Genomic DNA, 20985 nt, shown 5'->3' on the forward strand with positions numbered 1-20985 from the left:
CGCCATCTCCTGCGAGTTGGTTAATTGCCCGGCGGCGCCGCCAACGGATTGCTGAAATCGACCGTCGGACGCTTCGTCGACGTTGGCGTGTCGGTCAGGTCCATGATGGCCGCGGCGATCGCGGCCGAATCGGCCGTGCCCCACCAGTTGTTGGTGAAGTTCAACACCACGGAACTGTTCGCCGGATAGTCATCCTCCACGAAGACGCTCCGGCTGCCATGAGAAAGGATCTGATTGCCGGCGCTCACGACCGGCTGCGGCCCGGGAAAGTTGACGGCGGTCAAATAGAACCCGAAAAAACAATTGGCGATCACGCTGTTCTGGATCGTCGGCGCCGACGCGCCGCTCATGGAAACGCAGTTGGCAGCATCGTTGAGGTTGTCGATGGTGCTGTTGCTGACGCTCGACGTGCTGGCCCCGCTGAAGGCGAGGCCCGAGTTGCTGAAGTTACGGATCGTGCCATTGGTCAGGGTGAACGTGACGTCGTTCCGCACTCTGATGGCATTCGCGGCCCACTCGACCGACACGTTGTCGAGCGACACGCTGGCGCCAGCGACTGCTTCAATGCCGCCCCAAGAGCCGCGTGTCGGTGACGGCTTGCCCGAGGTCAGCGTCACTGGCGTGCCCCCGCCAACGATCTGCAACGAACCGGCGACGCGCACCACGGCATCTGCGGCATGGAACCGGAGCATCGCACCGGGCTGAATATCGAGTGTCGCGCCCGCAGGCACCAGCAACGACCCCATCACTTCATAAGTTGTATTCGCGGCGAGTGTCGAGTTCCCAGTCAGCGCGCCACCCACGAAATTTCCAGGCATCGGCGTGCCACTCGCGGCATTCAAGGGATTGCCAAAATTGACCGTTGGCAGCGTCGTCGACGGCGTGTGGTCGCTTAGATCGTAAATGGCGTTCGCTATCGCTCCAAGATCGGTCGTGCCCCACCAGTTGTTGGTGAAATTCAAGGTCAGGAAGCTGTTCGCCGGATAGTTGCTATCGGCATAGACACTGTAGGTGCCGTGAGAAAGGATCCGGTTGCCTCCGCTCACCACCGGCTGGGGGCCGGCGTTGTTCCACGCTGTGAGATACACGCCGTACTTGCAATTGGCGATCAGCGTGCCCTGGATGGTCGGAACGGCGGCGCCGAGCATGCGGACGCAGTCGCCGACGTCGTTGAGATTGTCGACGATGCTGTTGCTGACGCTCGCCGTGTTCGTTCGGTCGAAAACGATGCCGGACTCGCTGAAGTTACGAATGGTCGTGTTGTTCATGGCGAACGCGGCGCCGTTTACGGCGCTGATGCCCTGCGCCGCCCACTCGATTCGCACGTTATCGAGCGATAGGTTTGCGCCGTTATTGCTCTGAACACCTCCCCAAGATCCGCGGGTCGGCGACGACTTACCCGAAGTCAAGAGCACCTGCGCACCCGTGCCTCCCGCCTGTAAGGTACCGAGTACGCGCACTGTGGCAGTGGTGGCGTAGAAACGCAGCGTCGCACCAGGTTCGATGGTGAGCGCCCCGTTGTAAGTCACGATCAAGGCTCCCATCATTTCGTAGGTTGTGTTGCCGGCGAGCGTGGTGTTGCCGCTCACGTAGGTCGAGAGGAAGTTTCCGGGTACCGCCGTGCCGTTCGGGCCATTGAGGAACCCGCTGTAATCGACTGCGGCTCGCCCGGCGGCGGCTATTGGATTATCGGCCACATCGCTAATGCTGTTAGCAAGCGCCGTCAAATCAGTTGTGCCCCACCAGTTGCCAGTGAAGTCGAGGGTCAAAAAACTGTTCACAGGATAGCTGCCGCTCGTCGTGTGGACGCTGCCGCTGCCGTGAGACGTGATCTGGTTGCCGGTCACGATCGGCTGCGGACCGCCGCTGCCGTTGGCCGTCAGATAGAAGCCGTACTGACAGTTGGACACCCGATTATCCTGAATGGTCGGTGCGGCCGAACCCGTCATATCGAAGCAGTGACCGACATCGTTGCTGTTGTCGATGATGCTGTTGGCGACACGCGACGTGCTGGCGTTTTCGAAGACCACACCGGAGTCTCTGAAGTTGCGCACCGTGCTGTTGGTCATGACGAACGTCGCGCCATTCGACACCCGGATGCCCGAGCTCGCCCACTCGACCAGCGCATGATTCAGAGTGACATTGGACCCCGTGCCGAATCTCAAACCGGGCCACGAGCCACGCGTCGGTGTCGCCTGATTGGAGGTGAAAGTAACATTTGCAGCCGCGCTGCCGTTCACTGTCAGCGTGCCGCTCACAGACAGACCGCCAACGCTGGCAAAGCGAATCTGGGTTCCCGGTTGAATAATGAGCTGCGCGCCAGCAGCGACCGTGAGACCTGCCGCCGCCACGGTATAGGGCTGCGCCGGATTGCCGGGCGTCCACACGACCGTGCCGCTGATCGTGCCGCTCTGATTGCGTGACACGTAATTGTGGTAGTCGACACTGACGGCGTTGGACGGATCGCTCTCGTTGCCATTCTCGACCGCGGTCGTATAGAGCGTATTGGTGTCGTCGATCAGAATCGCATTGAATGAATAGTTACCCGAGCCGTCCGCGACGGTCGTCGCTTGTAACAATCCATTGACATACAAATGCACCGGTTGATTGGCACCGGCCGTTCCAGAAACGGGCATTGGGTTTTGCCCGGTAGAGGACCCGGCGTCATTGAGTACCGGCGCCGCTGGACCAGGGAGAGGCGACAACCCCAACAGGTTGTGTTCATCCTCCGGGCTCGCCGCCTCATACATGAGGTAGACGGGGCTGGAGCTGATGACATACCAGCCGGCCGAGAGATTCGGACCGGACACAGTCGAGCCAAAGGACGCCGTGCCCGGAGCCGTGAGGCTGCCGGAACAAGTCTGCGTCTCCGGCGCATTCGCGCCCTTGTACAGTGTCAATGTAACGTTCGGATCGGCACATGCGACAGAAACGTACTGCGCATCGACTGGCAGACCGTAACGACGACCGAAGCTGTCGATAGTCCAGAACGCGGTGACATCGTTACCATCGCCGTCGTCATATTGAACCGCTGCGATGGGAGCGTCCGCGACGACGCGCAGCGCGCTGCCTTGACCTTGCGTGCCGCTTGCACCAGCGGTGACTGTGACCTGCTCGCCCGCGTTCAACGTGTAACTGGCGCTGGTGCTGTCGCTTGCATAGACGGTGACCGAGGTTCCGTCGCCCAGCGCGGCGACCACTGTCTCCTGCGATCGGATGCCGAAGAGTTCCTCTGCGGCCGGCGCGACCGGATAAGCATCGATCGCCGCACCACCCGAGTACGCAACGTGGGTGAGGACGATGGGGACATCGGAAGTGATGCGCCCGGCCAGTCCATTGACTTCGCCCGCATCGAACTCATTGACGACGCCCTCGGCGGCGTTGAACTGATAGGTGTCGGCGCCTACCTGGATCGTCACCTGCGCAGTGCCGCTCGGACTTAAAAAGAAATACCGGTGCGCGCCCGCGATGTGCGGCACGACGAATGCGGTGCCGGCGAAGTCGTCCGGCGCCAGCAGATCGGCCGCATCTTCGTTGCTGCCGACGGTGAAGAATCCAGTCCCGGAGAACTTGCTGCCCGCCGAGAACAGCGTGGCCGGCACGGTCGCAGTCTCATACCGATTGAGTGTGACCTGCTTGCTTCCGAAAGTGATGGTGGTGTTTGGCTCCAGACTCATCAGCGAAAGAGCGCCGGTGAGCGGCTCGGGGCTCAGCACGTAGTACTCGTGCGGCGGTAAGGTGCTGGCAACGGCGTGCGCGCCAACCAAACCCAGCAAACAGAGAACGATCTTCGGCCAGCATCCATGCATGCGCTTCACAGAGTCTCTCCCACGCTCGTTGTCCGCGCATTTCATCGATGCGCTGAATGTCTGCCTAAGTATCAGTTGCGATCATGCTGTGTCAACAGAACGCCGACATGTTGAGTGTTTCCCGGATGCTCAACGCCTTTTTATGGGGTACACACGCTTTAGAAAACGGGTCCCTCCTCGCTCGTCAGCGTCGTCGTCACGCTCGTAGCCATCGGGATTCTCCAGAAACTTATTCACATCGCCTGAAGCCAAACCTTCAGGCTCTTGCAGCTCATCTGCTCCGACTCGGCGGACATGCTGCTGGGCGCGTCGAATCGCATCCCTTATGGGATTGGCGCTCTTCTCCCGCTGCTTGTCGATCAAGTTCCTGATTTTGTCCTCGCCCATAACAACACCCTACAGCCGCAGCTCGAGCAAGATAGTCAGCGCGAGAAACCTATGCAAATCCAAAACACTGGTAACGCTCTCTAACTCGTGCTTCTGGCCGGCCATGCGCGGTTTCTACGTGGACCTGCTCTGCCTTGCTCTCAGTCATTGACCGTCCCGTCGCTGTTCATTCTGTCGCGATTCTTCACTGGACCTCGCATGCGCGACAGATAATCAGCCACGGCAGTGGCCTCTTCAGTGTCCAGGCTGTCGAGAAACCGCACGAGATCCGCATCGACATTGAGTCGATGCCACGAGGCGATGCTTCGCATCTGACGCACCAGGTATGCACAGTGCTGGTCGCGCACGGAGGGAATGAAGCCGTCGTCATCGCCGCGGCCATCTTCTTCGTGACAAGACGCGCATTGTTCCTGAAAGATGGCTTCGCCGAGCTCAAGGCTGCGCCCGTCGCCCGTCTGCGGAAAGCTGGTCCGCGGCAAAGAGTTCAGATAACCGGAAACGTCAGCCCAGGCCTGCTCGCTCGACAACTCCGCCTGCGAGACTACGGCGTGCATCTCCCGGTTGGAGCGCTCCTCCTCGATTAAATCCGACAGCTGCTTCACCAGATAGGCGCGCCGCTGTCCGGCCAGCGATGGAATGACTTTCGCCGCACTTCCGAGCGCCTGCGGACCGTGACATTGAGCGCAGTAGGTGGAGTAAAGTTTCTGTCCGCTCGCTGGCTTCTGATCCAGCTGCAAAGCGTTGCGTACCTTCTCGTCAACGGACAGAGGAGAAGCTTCGGACATTCCTGTCGCCAGCGAACACAGGATAGCCGCCATGAGCGCTGGCATACGATACGCATCGCGGAACCCCATGCAACGGCCTTGCCCCGCTACAAAGTCTCCGCCGCACGGACCGGCGTGGCCACCGGTGGATCCCCCTAACTCACCCGCGAAAGCCCGGTGTTGTTCAAACCCGCAGCGCGTACAACTTTTCATAGATCGCTGGCGCCCATTAACTTGAACGGCCACATTCGGCCCACGCTCCACACTCCAGCTGGAGTGTCTACTGTTAAATTCCAGCCCGCCACATACGCACTGCTCTCATATAGAGCAACTCAAGAATGCTGCCAAAAATCCTCCACGTGGAGGATTGCTCCCGACGGGGACGATATCGACCGAAATGAGAGGTTCACTCCCGACTCACGGCCCCGACCAGGAAGCTTGAATCGAAATGGCTTCCTTACCGATGAAGCGCCCCGCATCACTTGCTTCAACACCGCGCGTTCGGCAGCGGGACGACGATCTCGAATTCCGACTCGGACGCGCACTTCGGCGCCCGCTGCGCCGAGGCTACTGTGCTCGCCGACGAGTTGTGGTTGACTGAGTCCGAGCTGACGTGATGAGTCGGGCTCACGCCCTACTCTACGCGCGCTTCCTGAACGAGCCTGGCGCACGCGTCACGGTCGTACGGGAGTTTCAGCCCCTTGAAATAGGCGCTGGCATTGCCGAATTTTGGATCCCAAAGCTCGGCGTTCTCCACGAGCGCGCGCAAGTATCGGCGTTGGGCCTCAGTCTCGATGACGCCGTTCTGTTTTGGGAAGGCGGCGGACAGCAACGGTCCCCATTCGTAGTCCACAGCAAATTTATTCGTCGCGCGCGCCACTGCGATGGCGGCGTTCACGAGCCGATCGAAATCTTTCACTTGTTGAACCAAGCGCTGAACCACACTAAAGCGCGGCCGCATCGAAAACTGCGGAGGCCGCTCGACGAACCACCCGTCGATGTCGCCCGCATGCACTTCCAGCACTGTGAGCAGCTCTTTGATCGCGCGTTCGTCGGTTGAAAGGCTCGGCGCTAGCGCCGCGCACGTGCGCACGGCAGGCGAGGCATCGCTCAAGAAAGCTGTGGGCGCAAATCCGAGCTCGCCAAGAGCAAGCACGTACGTGCTGCGCTCATCCGAACTAGTGGCCTCCCGGACAAGAGACAGCAGACGCATCTCGAGCTGCGCTGCGTGATGTCGCAACGATTGAATCTTTGCGAATCTCACGGCGCCCATGAGCGCGTGCATGCGACAGCTCGCATCGCCGTCAGAAGCTGCCTGCAGCATCGCGTCCATCAGGACCGGCGCGGCCGAAATGCATGCCAGCACCCCTCGCGCCTGGAACGAATTTACCGCGTCCTCATTCTCGAAGATTTCTTCGTAGATGTCTTCCGCATCGAGGAAGGGCTCGATATCGAACGCGGCCATGCGTTCGAGCGTCTCGATGTCGGTTTCGGTCATTTCGAGCGATTCAGGCACGGCAGCGAGAAACGCTAACAGATCGGGTCGAATCGACTTGCCGCGATCGATTCGCGCGTCCGTCAGCAATCCCGCAATCACCCGCGCCACGGGTCCAGTGGCCGGATAGAGCGTCCCCTGATGGATGATCGCGCTCCATAGATGATCGAGTGCTTCCTTCCTCGCTTCGGAATCTTCGCCGAGCAGAGCGCGCAGGTGGTCTGGCGTATCCGTCGCGCGGCCGTAGGCGTGGTGCAGCCTCTTCCAATCGATATCTTCCAAGGCCGCCAATCCGTTCAGCATGCGTGAGTGTCCTCGAATGGGCGCAGCGATCAATTGCCAGCAGCCGCGGCCTCCGACTTCTCTTTCTCCTTGCGAGGATAAGCCACGCCGTTGCTGAGCGGACGGCTGTAGTCGACCGGCTCGGAGATCAGCGAGCCTTTGAAAGAATGCAGATTCGACCGGAACACGACTCGCCTGTCAACCGTCAGCACCGGAGTCTTGTAGGCGCAGGTCGACCTGCTCCGCTGGCGCAGATCAATCGGCTGCAGCAGCTTCACAACGCGCAGCTGCTGTCGGGATTCGCGAGGTCCAGATGACGATGAGAGACTGACGCGTCAGCTCGCCGCAGGCGCTTGCATTGTCTGCTGTGCCTTCCACAGCGCCGAGTAGCGCCCCTGTGACCGGACCAGCTGCGCGTGCGTTCCGCGTTCGACGATCGTACCTTCGTGAAGCACGACGATTTCGTCCGCGTGTACTACGGTCGAGAGGCGATGAGCGATCACGAGCGTCGTGCAGCGCTGGGAGATCTCGCGCAGGTTCTGGAGTATCTCCCGTTCGGTGCGGCTATCCAGGGACGATGTCGCTTCGTCGAAAATATAAATGCGAGGACGCTTGAGTGCTGCTCGTGCAATCGACACGCGCTGCCTCTCTCCACCGGACAGCTTGATGCCGCGCTCACCGACGCGCGTCTCCAGCCCTTCGGGCAGGCGCTTCACCAGTTCATCGAGGTGAGCGAGCCGTGCGGCTCGTTCGATATCGTTGCGTGAGCTGCCAGGCCGTCCCAGGCCGATGTTGTACGCGAGCGTATCGTTGAAGAGCACCGTGTCCTGCGGCACGATCGCGATTGCCCGACGCAATGTCTGCAGCGGAACGGTTGCGATTTCGATTCCATCGAGCAGGATGCGACCGCCGTCGGGCTCGACCAGGCGCACCAGCAGCCGAACGATGGTGGATTTTCCTGCGCCGCTTGCGCCGACGATGCCCAGCGTTCGACCGGCAGGAAGAGCGAAGCTCACATCGTTGAGGATGGTTCGCTCCGAGCGATAGGACAGCCTTACATGATCGAACTCGAGCTCGCCGCGCCCGGCAGCAGCGAGATCCCCATCGTTGTCATCCAGGCGCTCCGGAGGCTCGCGAAACAGCTGTAGCATCCGATCGAGCATGCCGAGCCCCTGCGTGATCGCTTGCACGGCGCGCCCCATCGATTCCAGCGGCTGCAGGACCTGCAACATATAGGTATTCACGAGAACGAAGTCGCCAACCGTCATGCGATCCGCGCGCACCTCGTGCACGGCGTAGACGATCGCGGCAGCGAGAGCGCCCGCATGCAGCGTTGCGACGATCAAGCCATTAGTCGCGGATCTGCGATAAAACTGGACCCAGCGACTCTCGCTCTCTCCGAGCGCCTTGCTGACCTTGTCCTGCACGACTTCTTCCGCGGCGAACAACTTCACCGTTTCGTAGTTCATGATGCAATCGGTCATGGCGCCGTTGGCGTCGCCGCGCGCCGCGGAGGCCGCTTTGGAAAGAGTCGATACCTGGCCGGCGAAGTGACTGAAGGCCACGGCGTAACAAAGCATGGCTCCGCAGAAGATGGCGAAGAACACAGCGTGATCGAAACGCAGCAGGATGACTGCCGTGGTAACGAGTTGGACGCATACGGGCAGCAGCGTGAACACCAGGTGGTTCATGATTCGCTGATATCCCTGGAGCCCGTTCTCGAGGCTCTGCGTCACGACGCCGGTTTGTCGTTCGACGTGATAGCGAAACGGCAGCCGCATGGCGTGACTGAACATCCGTTCGCTCAGCGTCCGGACCATGCGACGTTCCGCGCTCGAGTAGGCAAGCGTGCGCAACTCGCCCGCGCTGCGCGACAGCCATTGACTCAGAACATAAAGACCGACCAGCACGCTCAATGACAGCGCATGGCCGCCGGCCTCGCCCGTGAATCGATCCACGATCAATTTCAGCGCCACCGGACCGAGCGGCGTGAGCGCGCCCGAACCGACGACCAGCAGCAGCGCGAGCAAGAACCGTCTGCGGATGAGCGGGCTCGCTTGCGACCACATCAGCGCCGCCACTTCCCTCAGGACCGATTCCTGGCCGCGGATGCGCGAGCGTTGTTGAGCTTTGGTCATGAAGGCCCAGCGACAATCAGGTCATCGCCGGGATGCTCGCCTTCTCCAGAGTCAGCTTCGCCTCCAGCACATGATTCATGCGCATTACCGGTACGATGGTCCGGACCCGGTCGTCGAAATAATCCTTGAACACCGACGGACGCGGCGACCTGACGTACTGCTCCCGGTCCTGCTTCACGTCTCCCGGTAGCAGCAGCTCGTACTCCTCCTCGCGCGTGACCCTGGTGAGCAAACACGGTGCGTGAGTAACACCCAGCTCGCGCAACGCAAAGACGCGATGACTACCGTTCTGCAGATACACCCGGTTACCGGCGTGAACCGCGCTGATCAAGTTGTCGCTGAAGCCCACGAACAGAACGATCGCGCTGCTCACACAGCCGGAGGGCTGGTAATCGCGGATACAGCCGGCCTCGAGGTTCACGACATCCAGAAACCGCAAATCGTTCGACGCGGACGAGAATGTGTACTCGCCGTCGTTCGACTGGACCACGCGCACCGGCGGGTGACGCTGCTCGGTGTTGCCTATGGCCAGCCGCATGATGTCCTCGGCTCGCAGCGGGCTGGGCAGCGCAGCCTTGATCTCCTCGACGAAGCGCAGATTGATGGTGTGCTGATAGACCACCATGCGGTCGATCTCCACCATGCGCCACTCGCGTGGCGCGAAATGCCTGAGCCTGCGCACCGAGGGCTGGCTCAGGCCCAGCTCGGCCAACTCCCGCATCTCCTCGGGCAGCGGCTCGATCGACGGATTGTCGGGCCAGCCGCGCTCGTCTGTTTCGAGCTGTCGATACATCTCTCTGCCGCGCCACCACTTCGCCGCCACATCCCCTTCATGAGCGCGCAAACCGTCGATCGTCTTGCCGCGAATGTAACGAACAAACTTTGCCAACGGCGGACGCCCTGTGAGCAGAACCATATCGTCGACGGGCAACTCAGCGGCTTGCGCATTCATCTCGCGATCCCCCCAAGTGACGGTGTGTGATGTCGCAAGACAGCATTAAGAAACACGACCGTCAAGCTTGCCGCGGTCATTGCGAAGAAACATCGGGGACACGGCGAGTGTCAGAGTTGGAAACGTTGAGTTCGAGCCCCGCGCGTGTTTTCTCTGGAGAATGCGACAAAGCGGTAACGCGGGATGGATAACTTTTACAACATCAAAATAATCGAAAACTGTCACGCGCAACCCAATTCCAAGGAACCGACGACGCATTGTGAGATCGGCTTGCGCTTATCCCGCGCAAGATATGAACGCCCCTGCCCGCCATATCCTTTCCGCCTGAGCAATCGATCGCTCAACTACGTCCACGGATTCAGCAGCCTGCGCCATTGTCATATTTCTGTAACATTTCTGTCATCTGCAGTCAACCGTCGCTCTCGGCGCGCGACCGCGCAGCCTGCGAATCTCACATCGCGTGACGCTCGCGTTGCATTGCGTTGACGATCCCGTGGCGCACTTCTTAGCGTGGCCCTGCCATCACGGTTGATGGCGATGCTTAAAGTCACAAGGAGACAGTCATGAACGAGCTCATCGAGCTGGGATATGTGATGGAAGAAACGAAAGCTTCACCGCGCCATGGCGTGGAGGATTTTGACTCCTCGACCGGCGGCTAACCGCTGAGCCAATCGCGTCTCCATCCGGAGGCGCAAGGGGATGCACGAGGGTGCACACCGTGCATCTCCTATGGCCGTTCGCCTCATTGGAAACCGCAAGCATCATCGGACCACAGTCATGGACGAAACCGCCGATTACTATCTCGCCAGGCACGCGTACGTGTGCGTGCTTCGAGATCGCATGGTCCTGCTGGACACCGCTAGCGGAAAGTATCTGGCGCTGGATGCGTCCTCCGCCTGCTCGCTGCGTAAACATGTGAGCGGATGGCCACAGTTGGAATCGGCCAACGCCAACGAGGCGGCGCTCGATCTGCTGCTGAAGCGGCAACTGCTCACCAGAAACCCCTCGCGAGGCAAACCAGCGACTCCCGTTCAGGTGCTTCGTGCGAACGCCTGGCTCGGCGAGGTGCGCCCCGCCGGGTGTCCGGACTTGAGCGCGCGACAGGTATGGCGATTTTTCAGGGCGACGACGATCGCGCACGTGAGCAAGCGAGCGGCGCGCCTGGACTCCATCGTTCGCCGCTTGAGCCGGCGTAAGGCCGCGCATCATCCTCATCGGTCCGTTCCGCTCGAGACCCTCGACGAACTGGTGCGCGCCTTCGACTGGCTGCTCCCGCTCGCCTTCGACAAGAAGGATAACTGCTTTCTCTATTGCCTGGCGCTGGCGGAATTCCTGGCGTACCACCGCATCTTCCCCGACTGGATCTTCGGCGTGCAGGACCAGCCGTTTCGAGCTCATTGCTGGCTGCAATACCGCGAGCACATGCTCACGGACATCCCCTTCTGGGTTCGGGAGCTCACCCCGATCATGGTCGTTTGAGGAACGAATCCAATGTATCGATACGTTGCTTTCGCATGGAACCACGAGAATCCGCGCGCTACGCAGGAAGTCCGGCGACTGCGGCGAGAGCTCGAGACTCGTCTGCCGGAGATCCGCAACGTCCTTGGCGCCCAGGGTCTGGTCGTTTACTGCGCGAGTGACTCGCCCGCGTCGTGCGATGTGTATCCGGCGCGAGGCGAGCCGGCGGTGGTCGTGGGCAAATTGTTTCATCGCGAGATGAACGAAGTCGAGCTGCCCAAGCGTGTCGAACTCGACGAGACGACCACGCGAGCGGTGATGCAGAGTCAGGGACGATGCCTGCTCGATCGCTTCTGGGGCGGCTATGTCGCTTTCATTCACGACGAGGCGCGTCGTAGCACGTTCGTGGTTCGAGACCCGAGCGGCGACATGCCTTGCTTTGTCACGAGCGTGGATGAAGTCAGCGTCGTTTTTTCCTGCACGGAGGACTGCATCGCGCTCGGCTTCCGGCGCTTCTCGATGAATTTGCAGTACGCCACCGCCTTTCTAGTGCGGCCATACTTCGACGTCCGTGAGACTGGACTCAATGAGGTGTCGCTGGTAGCTCCCGGTGAATGCCTGGAACTGCGAGCCGGCGTTGAACACCAGCGACACTACTACTGGAACATCGTCGACATCGCCGCGGACAACCCCATCGAAGAGCTGAAGGATGCTGTGCAAGCAGCGCGCAAAACCGTGCTTGCCTGCATCGGCGCGATCGGGGCCGATCATCCACAACTCACGCTTCGGTTATCCGGCGGACTCGACTCCTCCATCATGCTGGCCGGCCTGATGCGAGCGCCATCGCAGCCCGACGTGACGTGTTTGCACTACTTCGACGATCACGCGGGCGCCGACGAGCGGCCGTTTGCCCGCCTGGCCGTCGAAGGCGCCAGCGCCACCTCCGGCCGCGCCTGCAAGCTGCTGGAGTATCGACGCATTCCCACGAGCTTGGATTTCGAGCAACTCGCGAGGTTCCCGCGCACCGCATGCCCGAACCGCTACGTCGCCTATCTCACCACGCATTGCATCGGCCCCGTCACCACAGGGGACGGTCATGGCGCCTTCTTCTCTGGCAGCGGCGGCGATGGAACCTTCGTAAGGCTGCGAGACGCCTCGGCGGTGAACGACTATGTTTGGCGCCACGGCTTGGGGAGGCACCTGCCGCGGATCGCCCTGGAATCGGCGCAATTTGGCGGCACCTTCTATGGCGTGCTGGCCCGAGCGATTCGAAACGGCATGTTCGCGCGAGATCGAACCTTGGATCTCGGCAAGCTGCATCACATGATCGATCCCGCGGCCTTCGAAGCCATCCATGCCGATGCGGACCGCTTCGTTCCGGCATGGAAAAAAGCGGTCGCGGCGCCGAGCACGCGACTGTCGCCCGAGAAACTGATGCACATCGAATCGATGTCGGTATCGTGGCGAACCATGGATCCGTTCGAGCGCGTTCGCGGCCGGGAATGGTTCGCTCCATTCACCGCTCAGCCGGTCGTCGAGCTGTTCGCGCGCATGCCGATGTACGTTCTCATGCACAGCGCCCAAGACCGCGCCGTCGCGCGCCGTGCCTTCGCGCCCTACCTGCCGGCCGGTCTCCTGGCGAGACGGACCAAGAGCTACATGGACGATTTCTTCTTGAACGTGACGCGTCACAATGCCGCATTCCTGCGTGAGACGTTTCTCGATGGCGTTCTCGTGAAGGAGCGCATTCTGGACCGGCGCAAGGTCGAGCACACTCTCTCGAGGGTGCACGTCGACTCCGACAGCCTCGTTCTGAAACTCATCGGACCGCAACTCGTCATGGAAACGTGGCTCAGAAACTGGCAGCGAACAGTGCAACCCGTGGCTCGAGCTACGGCAGCTTGATCTCAGGCGCCGCGCTGTGAGAGAGCGGCGTCACCGGCTCGCGCGCGAGATGTTCGTCGATCCATGCGATCGATGCGTCGAGCACATCTCGCCAGTCCGCCGGTCGCTGTAAAGAGTGCCGCTCTTCGTCGTAGAGACGCAGTTGCGCTCTCACGCCCTGCGCCTGCCAGGCCGCGAACATCCAGGGATAAAGATCGCCGGCGCGCCTGGCGCCTCGATGCTCCACGAACATCGTGGGCGTCGAGACTCCGCCGACCGAGTCCATGACGGAGATACGACGATACTTCTCTGGATGTTCATACGGAGCGCCGAGCATCCACGTGATTTGTTGATGCATCTGCCCGCGGCTGCCCCACGCCACGCTGTAGTTCACGCTGCCGCTGCCTTCTTTGGCGATCGCCGCTTTGAAGCGGTCGGTGTGCGTGACGATCCATGTCACTTGTTTGGCGCCATGGCTGTTGCCAATGACCGCCATTCGTCCGGCGTCGGCGATGCCCTGATCGATGACTGTCTGCACCTGACACATGATGTCTTCGAAGTCACGCTCGAAGTCGCTACCGTCGCGGGCAATCTTGTCGAAGCCATACAAGCCGCTGGCCCGGTAATCGGGGAGCAGCACCGCGTAGCCCTTCGCAGCCCACAGATCATGCTCGAGCGTGCTTCTTACCAGCACGCTGCCTGGCACATAGGGGTCAGGCACGCTATCGAGGCCACCGCGTGGGCCGCCGTGAACATCCACGAGCAGTGGATAGCGATTGCCGGGCGCATAACCGAGCGGCAACACGAGGATTGCTGCCGGACGCACGCCATCGGTGCTCTGACACTCGACAAAACGGCGCACGCCTCGCGCGTAGCGCGCCAGCTTCGACGGCGCTTGCCAGACCACACGCCTGTCGCCGACCGCCCAGGTCGAGCCAGCGCGACGGTTGCTAGCGATCGACAGCGAGCTGTTTCCGTACAGATCTTTCTCCAGCCAGGCCAGTTTGGTGGCGTCCGGAGAGATCGCCGCGTGACCAGGTATCCCACCGATGTCGCGTTCGCTACCGTCGAGCGAAAGCGTCGCCGTGCGTGACAGGAGCGGATGCGCGCCCGGTTTGGTTATGAGCAGCGTCCGCCCGTCGAGCCAGCCGGCGCCTTGACGAGGATCGGCAGATACCAGAGTGATGCGACCGTTTGCCAGCGAGGCGACGGCCAGTTGTCTGCGCAGCTGATACGCCAGACCGTCCTGCTCGTACGTGAACGCGATGTCTTCTCCGGAGGGAGCGACAGCGAGGAATCCGCTGCGGTGGTTCGGCGTCTGTCCGCCGATGTTGCTGATGAAAGTGCGCCACGCGCCGCTTCTTGTATCGAATCGCAACAGATCGGTGCGCGGCGATGTCTGCGTGCGGCCTGGAACCGGCGTCTGGGCGACGCCCATGATCGTTCGCCCACGGTCGAGCCAGGCGAGCTGGCCAACGCGGTAGCGCCTCAGCTGGGCGACGCGGCGCGGCTCGCGACAATGCTCGTCGATCGTCCATAACACCACGCCATGATTCGATGGTGGCTCCGGGTGCAGCGTATCGAAAACACGAACAGCCGCGTCAGTGTTGCTCGATCGATCGTCGGAGTGTGCGGTCGACTCCGTATAACCGATCGCGAACGCCAGCCTCTTACCATCGGCAGTCAGCGCGAGCGCCTGGAAGCCGCTCGCATTCGGTATCAAGTCGCGGTCGCGGAGCGAGCAAAGTCGCTGTCCGTTCGAGCGCGCAAATGCGATTTCATGACCGTTCGCACCGCTGACGTAGTACGCCACCGTATCGCCACGCGGAGCCGCGACCGGCCGATATCCTGGACCGATCACGGTGATTTGCGCCGAATCGACGTCGATGCTGGCGATGGCATAAGCGTCGGAGATTCCATCGTCATCAGGCGCGATGTCACGCGTCGTTTGCACGTCGTCGAGCGCCATGCTGAGCAACACACGCCGGCCGTTGTCCGCCCAACTCAGCTCCGGCATGGCCGCCAGTTCCGGCTTGCCCAGGATGAGATGATCCATCAGCACGTCTGGCGTGACGACGATTCGTCCGTTCGGGGCGGCTCCGTTGTCGACGACATCGCCGGTCGCGCTCGCAGCGATACTCCACGCAGCGAGCAGAACGTATGCAAGGCGTCTCACCATTGCTTGCTCACCGTCAGCGACAGCATGCGGCCGCGAGGATCGGCGTTCGCGGGGTCGTAACCCAAGCCGTAATATCGGTCGTCGACGTACGGCGGATCCTTGTCGAGCACGTTCAGCACACTCAATGACATCGCAAGGCCGTCGAGCCAGAAGCCGGAATTTTCACCCGCGACCGTGTATTTGAAAGTCCAGTCGAGCGTCGTCCACGAGGCAATGTTCTTCGGGGCCATCGGCGTCGTGTCGTCCGAGCGCAGCAGCGTGCCGCGCGTCGAGTAGTCCGTCGTGTAGTTGACCGATAACGTGCTGCTCCAATGCACGCGGCTCCAGGTCGCGCTGCCTCGCACTCGCAGGTCGACCGGCTTGTACAGCCTGTTCAGGATGTCCTGCTCGGGACTGAACGGAGTCAGCTGTTCGTCGAAGGTGAGAAAGTAACTGCCGTCGAGCGTGAAATTCAGCTGGTTGTTGTCCCATGTAACATCTTGTGACAGCGACAGGTCGAGGCCCTGCACTTGCACCGAAGCGAAGTTCTGCTGCCGGACATCGACGATCGCGCCAAACGACTCCACGGGCGAGGCGCACGCGCCGTTGGCGCTCAGTGCAACCGTGCAACCTAGAACGCGCGCCCTGTCACCAGCCAGGTAACGCGCCACGATCTCGTTGAACTCGGCATCGGGCACGTCGCCGCGAAGCGTGACCTGCGATCTATAACCCGGTGTCGTGAACACCGCCACGGGGCTGGCGCCCACCCCCTGGATCCGATCGTCGTAATCGATATCGAAGTAATTCAACCGCGCCCGCAGACCGCCAGCGACCGCGGCGTTGAATTCGATACCCGCCGTGAAAGTCTGCGCCGTTTGTTCCGTGAGACCGGTGTTACCCCCCGAGAGAATCAAACCCCGAGCGACGCCCGGCAGCCGGTTGTTATAAATGACGCTGGTGTTGAAAAACGGATTCTCCTGGGACTGATATAGATTGGGCGCCTTGAACGACGTGCCGTAGGTCGCGTACAGGCTCAGGGCGGCAAGCGGCATCCAACGCAACCCATAGGTCGGATCGAACGAGCCGCCGAACGTGTCGTACTCGTCATAGCGACCCGCCAGTGAAAGCGTGAGAGGTGCGTGAGCGCGGTTGCCTCGTTCGCCGAACGGCGCCGAGATCTCCGTGTACGCCGACCGCACCGTCACTGATTTGGTGCCAGGCGACGCCAACAATGCGCGGCTACGAAACGTCTGGTAATCGAACGTTTCTTTGCGATACCCGGCGCCCGCCGCCAACTTCACGGCGCCCCACGGCAGCGGGATCAGATCGCCGCTGACCAGCAGGTCCGTCGACCACAGGTCGTACTTGGTGTCGTACGCGAAGTCATAAGGAACGGCTGCACCCTGCGCTGGATTCTGCAACTGTCGCGAGAATGCGGTGCCCTGGTCGTAGCCGCCACTGAATTGCGCGCGCCAGGTCTCGCTGAGCTCGACGCCCACGCCCACGCTGCCGCCCATTTGTTCCCTGCGGACATTGGTGCCGAGATCGAGGTCCTCGTCCCAATCCCAACGCTCGCTGTCTCGCCGGGAATACATTGCGTTCGCCGAAGCGATGACGCGGCTGCCGATCTCCTGCTTGCCGAACACGGAGACGCCGTGTCGCTCCTCACCCGGCAACAAGGCTCTGGGGCCGTTCTTGGAACCGGGCGCATTGGCCGAGAAATCGCGGTCATAGCGGCTGAGCGCCGCTTGATCCAGATATTCATACGCGGCCAGCACGTTGCCGGAGCCCCACTGCGTGCCGAGCACCTGGCTCACTTGCTTCTGCGACAGGCCGCCGCGAGTGCTGTCGCCATAACGCACGCGAGTTTCGGCGCCTGAGAAATCCTTGCGCATGATGAAGTTCACGACGCCGCCGATCGCATCCGACCCATACAGGGCCGACGCGCCGTCCGTCACGACCTCGATACGTTCCACCGCGGCCAGCGGAATCATCGAAATGTCGCTGTACTCGCCTCGTCCAGCCGCAGCCAGTCGGCGGCCGTCGACCAGCACCAAGGTGGACTCCGAACCGACCCCTCGCAGATTGACGCCCGCACCCATGCCCGGATCGAAGGGCAGTCCTTCGATGGCGTCACCGGACGTTTCGCCCGACTGTGAGCCGCCGAAATTCTGGGGCAACAGCGCAAGAAACTCCTCCGCGGTATTCGCTCCCGCCTTGTCGAAATCCTCACGCGAGAACACCAGCACAGGAGCGACTGGCTCGGCGCTGCGAATATGCGTTCCCGTGACCACGACCTCTTCGGCTGCTTCCTCGGCATCCGCGTCCGTCAATGTCTGTGCGCCAGCAATATCACCGATCAGCACGCACACGATCCAAGCCACCAAATGGCGATCCACTCTCATGACACTCCCTCTCGATGTATGCGGTTAATGCAATGCCGCGCTGTCGTGTTAGAAGACAATCAACATCGGGTCGCTGATATGACCGGGTAGCGCGACGAGTTCAGCCGTGCCGACACCCAAGAAAAGCGCGAGCCTTATCCCACAATCGCTGTGCGTTGTGTCGAGAGAAAGAAAACATTCACACGCCTGTCACCAGGATGTCATTGCTCGATTAACCTGAACGAAGATTTCGAGAAAGAGACGACGCACGACGCCGCGCGCGTTTTACATTAGTTGTAGTTGTTCGTTAGAAGCGACCGCGCTTCACCCGACGATCCAGATCTTCGAAGTCGTCGTCGCGACAGAGCTGTTCGAGCAACTGCAATGAGTTCTCGCCGATACGCTGGACGATCCACACGAACTCTCGTACTCCGACATCGCGCACGCCGGTCTCGATTTTCGAGACATACGACTGCGGACGGTTCAACCGCCGCGCCAGTTGCGCCTGGCTGAATCCGGCCCTCAATCTCGCGTCTGCAATAGCCGCTCCGACAGATGCGTTGGTTCGGCGAACGCGAGGCTTGCTCATGGCTGGCCCTCATCGATCTCACACCCGGTGACGCTCACGTCATTCGCCTCGGCTTCGAAGATCTCGAGCACGGCTTCTTCCTTGCGCGACCTGGATGGTTTGTATTGTCGTGCTTGTGCGCCGCGCCCCGCCAGCGCCCCAACATCCCCACTCGGGATATTGAAACGCCTCGGGTCCTAATCGTCGGCCGGCCCGATCTATCCAGGATTGCCTCCCTCGATTCGCGCGGCTCGCGGTATCATTGCGCGATGCTTCAGGCCACCACCGCCCCCGCCGACGCCGCCCCTGCCGTGTCGGCGCTGTCGCCGTTCCGTTTTCCGGTGTTCCGCTCGATCTGGTTCGCCAGCGTGCTGTCGAATCTGGGTGGGTTGATTCAGACCGTCGGCGCGTCCTGGATGATGACGTCGATAGCGGATTCGGCCGACATGGTGGCGCTGGTGCAGACCTCGGTCGCGTTGCCCATCGTGTTGTTCTCGCTGTTCGCCGGCGCCATGGCGGACAGCCTGGATCGGCGGCAGGTGCTGCTGGGTGCGCAAATTTTCATGCTGGTCGTATCGACCGCGCTCACCGTGTTCGCGTGGCTGGGCCACATCACGCCGTGGCTGCTGCTGTTGTTCACGTTCCTGATCGGCTGTGGCGCGGCGTTCAATGGGCCGGCCTGGCAGGCGTCGGTGGGCGACATGGTTCCTCGAGCGCATCTTGCCGGCGCCGTCGCGATCAACAGCATGGGCTTCAACATCGCACGCAGCGTGGGGCCTGCGATCGGCGGCGCGATCGTGGCCGCGGCTGGAGCGGCGGCTGCGTTCGGTGTGAATGCGGCGAGTTACATTGCTTTGATCTGGGTGCTCGCGCGCTGGCGACCGCAGCGTCCACCGCAACTCCTGCCTAGAGAAACACTCGGCAACGCCATCGCTGCCGGCATTCGCTATGTTTCGATGTCGCCCGCCATTCGCAGAGTTTTGATCCGGGGCGCGGTGTTCGGCATCGGCGCGAGCTCGGTGATGGCGCTGCTGCCACTCATCGCACGAGACCTTTTGAGCGGCGGCCCGCTGACGTACGGCCTGTTGTTGGGCTCATTCGGCGCGGGTGCAGTGATTGGAGCGTTGAGCAGCTCGCGACTCCGTCAGAGACTTGCATCGGAGGGACTGGCGCGTGTCGCATGCGTGGCGTTCGCGGTCGCTGCCTGTGTTTCTGGAGTCAGCACGCACATAGCTCTGACCGTGCCGATGATGATGATCGCCGGCGCTGCCTGGGTACTGACGCTCTCGACGTTCAATGTCACAGTCCAGCTAGCAACGCCACGCTGGGTCGTCGCACGCGCGCTGTCGTTGTATCAAGTTACTACGTTCGCTGGCATGGCGGCCGGCAGTTGGTTGTGGGGTGTGATCTCCGCGAGCGATGGAGTACGCCTCGCACTGATCGCGGCCGCCATCGTCATGCTGATCTGCACGGCGATGGGCCTGCGCATCCCACTCTCGGAAACGGCCGATCTGAATCTGGATCCACTGCGTCTGTGGCAGGCGCCTGAAACCGCGGTGCCTGTGGAGCCGCGCACGGGCCCGGTGGTGATCACCGTCGAATACAACATTCGCGAAGAAGACGTGCTCGAGTTTCTGAGCACGATGGCGGAACGACGGCGCATTCGCAAACGCGACGGCGCGATGAATTGGATGCTGTTACGAGACCTGGCCGATCCGCACGTCTGGGTCGAGCGCTTCACCACGCCGACCTGGCTCGAATACATCCGCCACAACAATCGCATTACCCAGGACGACGCGGTCATTCCACAGCGCTTGCGAGAGTTGCATCAGGGCCCGGGTTTGCCCGTGGTCCGGCGCATGATCGAACGTCAGACCGGAGCACTACCCGCCGGCCATGTCTCGACTCCTCACGACTTGGCGGAGCCCATGACCGACCCCTCGCGTTCTTCCTGAATGTCACAAGCGTTCCGCACGTTCGTTCGCTAGCATCGAAACCCACATCAAAAATAGGGAGATGTACGTGCTGACTTTGTATCACTGCGCCGATGCGCGTTCCCTGCGCTGTTTGTGGGCATTCGAAGAGCTCGGTCTGCAGTACGCACTGAAGGTGCTGCCGTATCCACCGCGGCTCAAGGCTCCCGAATTTCTCCAGATCAATCCTGTGGGCACGGTGCCTTATCTCGTCGACGGTAACGTCACCATGAACGAGTCCGCTGCCATCCTGCAGTACCTGGCGGTCAAGTATGGCGATGGCAAACTCGCCGTCGGTGTCGACGAGCCGGCGTTTGGCGCCTGGCTCAATTGGCTCAGCTTCGGCGAAGCCGGGCTCACCGTGCCGCTCGCATCAGCGTTGCGTTTCAGCTTTCTCGAGCCGGAGGAGAAGCGGCAGCCCGCGTTGGCCGAGGGCTTTCGCACCACGTACTTCGAGAGACTCGGCGCCGTCGATGCGGCGTTGGCCAAGTCTAAGTACCTGTGCGCGGACCGCTTCACGGCCGCCGACATCTCCGTAGGCTATGCCCTGCACCTGACCGCTCGAATGAAGATGCTCGAACGCGCGTCGCCACGCGTGCAGGCGTATTTCGCCGAGTTGCAGACACGTCCCGCCTATCAGCGGGCAAAGGAAAAGCAAAAGGCCGCCGCGCCCCAAGCCTGACCGACCTCACGGGCGGCGCTGGACGAACTTGTCTATCGCCGCTCAACCCGC

The 20985-nt window shown here is 61.5% G+C and carries 14 protein-coding genes; 4 read left to right on the forward strand and 10 right to left on the reverse strand.

Translation table 11 applies throughout. The annotated features are described in order from the left end of the window. Positions 1-20: 20 nt before the first annotated feature. The 7 genes from VGD45_RS02545 to VGD45_RS02575 all read right to left on the reverse strand — a co-directional run bounded on the left by VGD45_RS02545 (position 21) and on the right by VGD45_RS02575 (position 9827). The gene (locus VGD45_RS02545; RefSeq protein WP_331153714.1) at positions 21-3809 is read right to left on the reverse strand and encodes a right-handed parallel beta-helix repeat-containing protein; all 3789 of its coding nucleotides are present in this window, start codon (positions 3807-3809) and stop codon (positions 21-23) included. Positions 3810-3938: 129 nt separating this feature from the next. After that, the gene (locus VGD45_RS02550; protein ID WP_331153694.1) at positions 3939-4196 is read right to left on the reverse strand and encodes a hypothetical protein; all 258 of its coding nucleotides are present in this window, start codon (positions 4194-4196) and stop codon (positions 3939-3941) included. Between the two features lie 140 nt (positions 4197-4336). Next, entirely contained in the window at positions 4337-4981 is a 645-nt protein-coding gene (locus VGD45_RS02555) for a c-type cytochrome (protein ID WP_331153695.1), read from the reverse strand. Positions 4982-5594: 613 nt separating this feature from the next. After that, positions 5595-6758: a hypothetical protein gene (locus tag VGD45_RS02560; protein WP_331153696.1), complete on the reverse strand. Its 1164-nt coding sequence runs from the start codon at positions 6756-6758 to the stop codon at positions 5595-5597. Between the two features lie 29 nt (positions 6759-6787). Then, positions 6788-7015 carry a hypothetical protein gene (locus tag VGD45_RS02565; protein ID WP_331153697.1) on the reverse strand — a complete coding sequence of 76 codons (228 nt, stop codon included), beginning with the start codon at positions 7013-7015 and terminating at the stop codon, positions 6788-6790. Positions 7016-7072: 57 nt separating this feature from the next. Then, on the reverse strand, positions 7073-8875 hold the full coding sequence (locus tag VGD45_RS02570) for an ATP-binding cassette domain-containing protein (protein WP_331153698.1): 1803 nt from the start codon (positions 8873-8875) through the stop codon (positions 7073-7075). A gap of 16 nt (positions 8876-8891) precedes the next feature. Further along, on the reverse strand, positions 8892-9827 hold the full coding sequence (locus VGD45_RS02575) for a hypothetical protein (protein WP_331153699.1): 936 nt from the start codon (positions 9825-9827) through the stop codon (positions 8892-8894). Between the two features lie 777 nt (positions 9828-10604). Between VGD45_RS02575 and VGD45_RS02580 the strand changes: the two genes are divergently transcribed. Both VGD45_RS02580 and VGD45_RS02585 read left to right on the forward strand, forming a co-directional pair. Further along, positions 10605-11306: a lasso peptide biosynthesis B2 protein gene (locus tag VGD45_RS02580; RefSeq protein WP_331153700.1), complete on the forward strand. Its 702-nt coding sequence runs from the start codon at positions 10605-10607 to the stop codon at positions 11304-11306. A 12-nt stretch (positions 11307-11318) separates the two neighbouring features. Beyond that, on the forward strand, positions 11319-13190 hold the full coding sequence (locus VGD45_RS02585; RefSeq protein ID WP_331153701.1) for an asparagine synthase-related protein: 1872 nt from the start codon (positions 11319-11321) through the stop codon (positions 13188-13190). On the opposite strand, the gene VGD45_RS02590 is transcribed toward VGD45_RS02585, so the two are convergent. From VGD45_RS02590 to VGD45_RS02600, 3 genes are all read right to left on the reverse strand, one after another. After that, entirely contained in the window at positions 13177-15348 is a 2172-nt protein-coding gene (locus tag VGD45_RS02590; RefSeq protein ID WP_331153702.1) for an alpha/beta hydrolase family protein, read from the reverse strand. The genes VGD45_RS02585 and VGD45_RS02590 overlap by 14 nt on opposite strands. Then, positions 15342-17732, reverse strand: coding sequence for a TonB-dependent receptor plug domain-containing protein (locus VGD45_RS02595; protein WP_331153703.1), 2391 nt, complete (start codon positions 17730-17732; stop codon positions 15342-15344). The genes VGD45_RS02590 and VGD45_RS02595 overlap by 7 nt, the downstream gene beginning before the upstream one ends. A 286-nt stretch (positions 17733-18018) precedes the next feature. Then, positions 18019-18300 (reverse strand): helix-turn-helix transcriptional regulator, encoded by a 282-nt coding sequence (locus tag VGD45_RS02600; RefSeq protein WP_331153704.1) that lies wholly within the window; start codon positions 18298-18300, stop codon positions 18019-18021. A gap of 248 nt (positions 18301-18548) precedes the next feature. Here VGD45_RS02600 and VGD45_RS02605 point away from each other — a divergent pair, with 248 nt between their 5' ends. Together VGD45_RS02605 and VGD45_RS02610 are read left to right on the forward strand one after the other, a co-directional pair. Further along, complete coding sequence (locus tag VGD45_RS02605) at positions 18549-20234, forward strand: MFS transporter (protein ID WP_331153705.1); 1686 nt, start codon at positions 18549-18551, stop codon at positions 20232-20234. A 67-nt stretch (positions 20235-20301) separates the two neighbouring features. Beyond that, a complete protein-coding gene (locus VGD45_RS02610; protein ID WP_331153706.1) occupies positions 20302-20934 on the forward strand; it encodes a glutathione S-transferase family protein in 633 nt (210 codons plus the stop codon). Positions 20935-20985: the final 51 nt, after the last annotated feature.

Source organism: Steroidobacter sp., from assembly GCF_036402275.1.
Taxonomy (GTDB): Bacteria; Pseudomonadota; Gammaproteobacteria; order Steroidobacterales; family Steroidobacteraceae; genus Steroidobacter.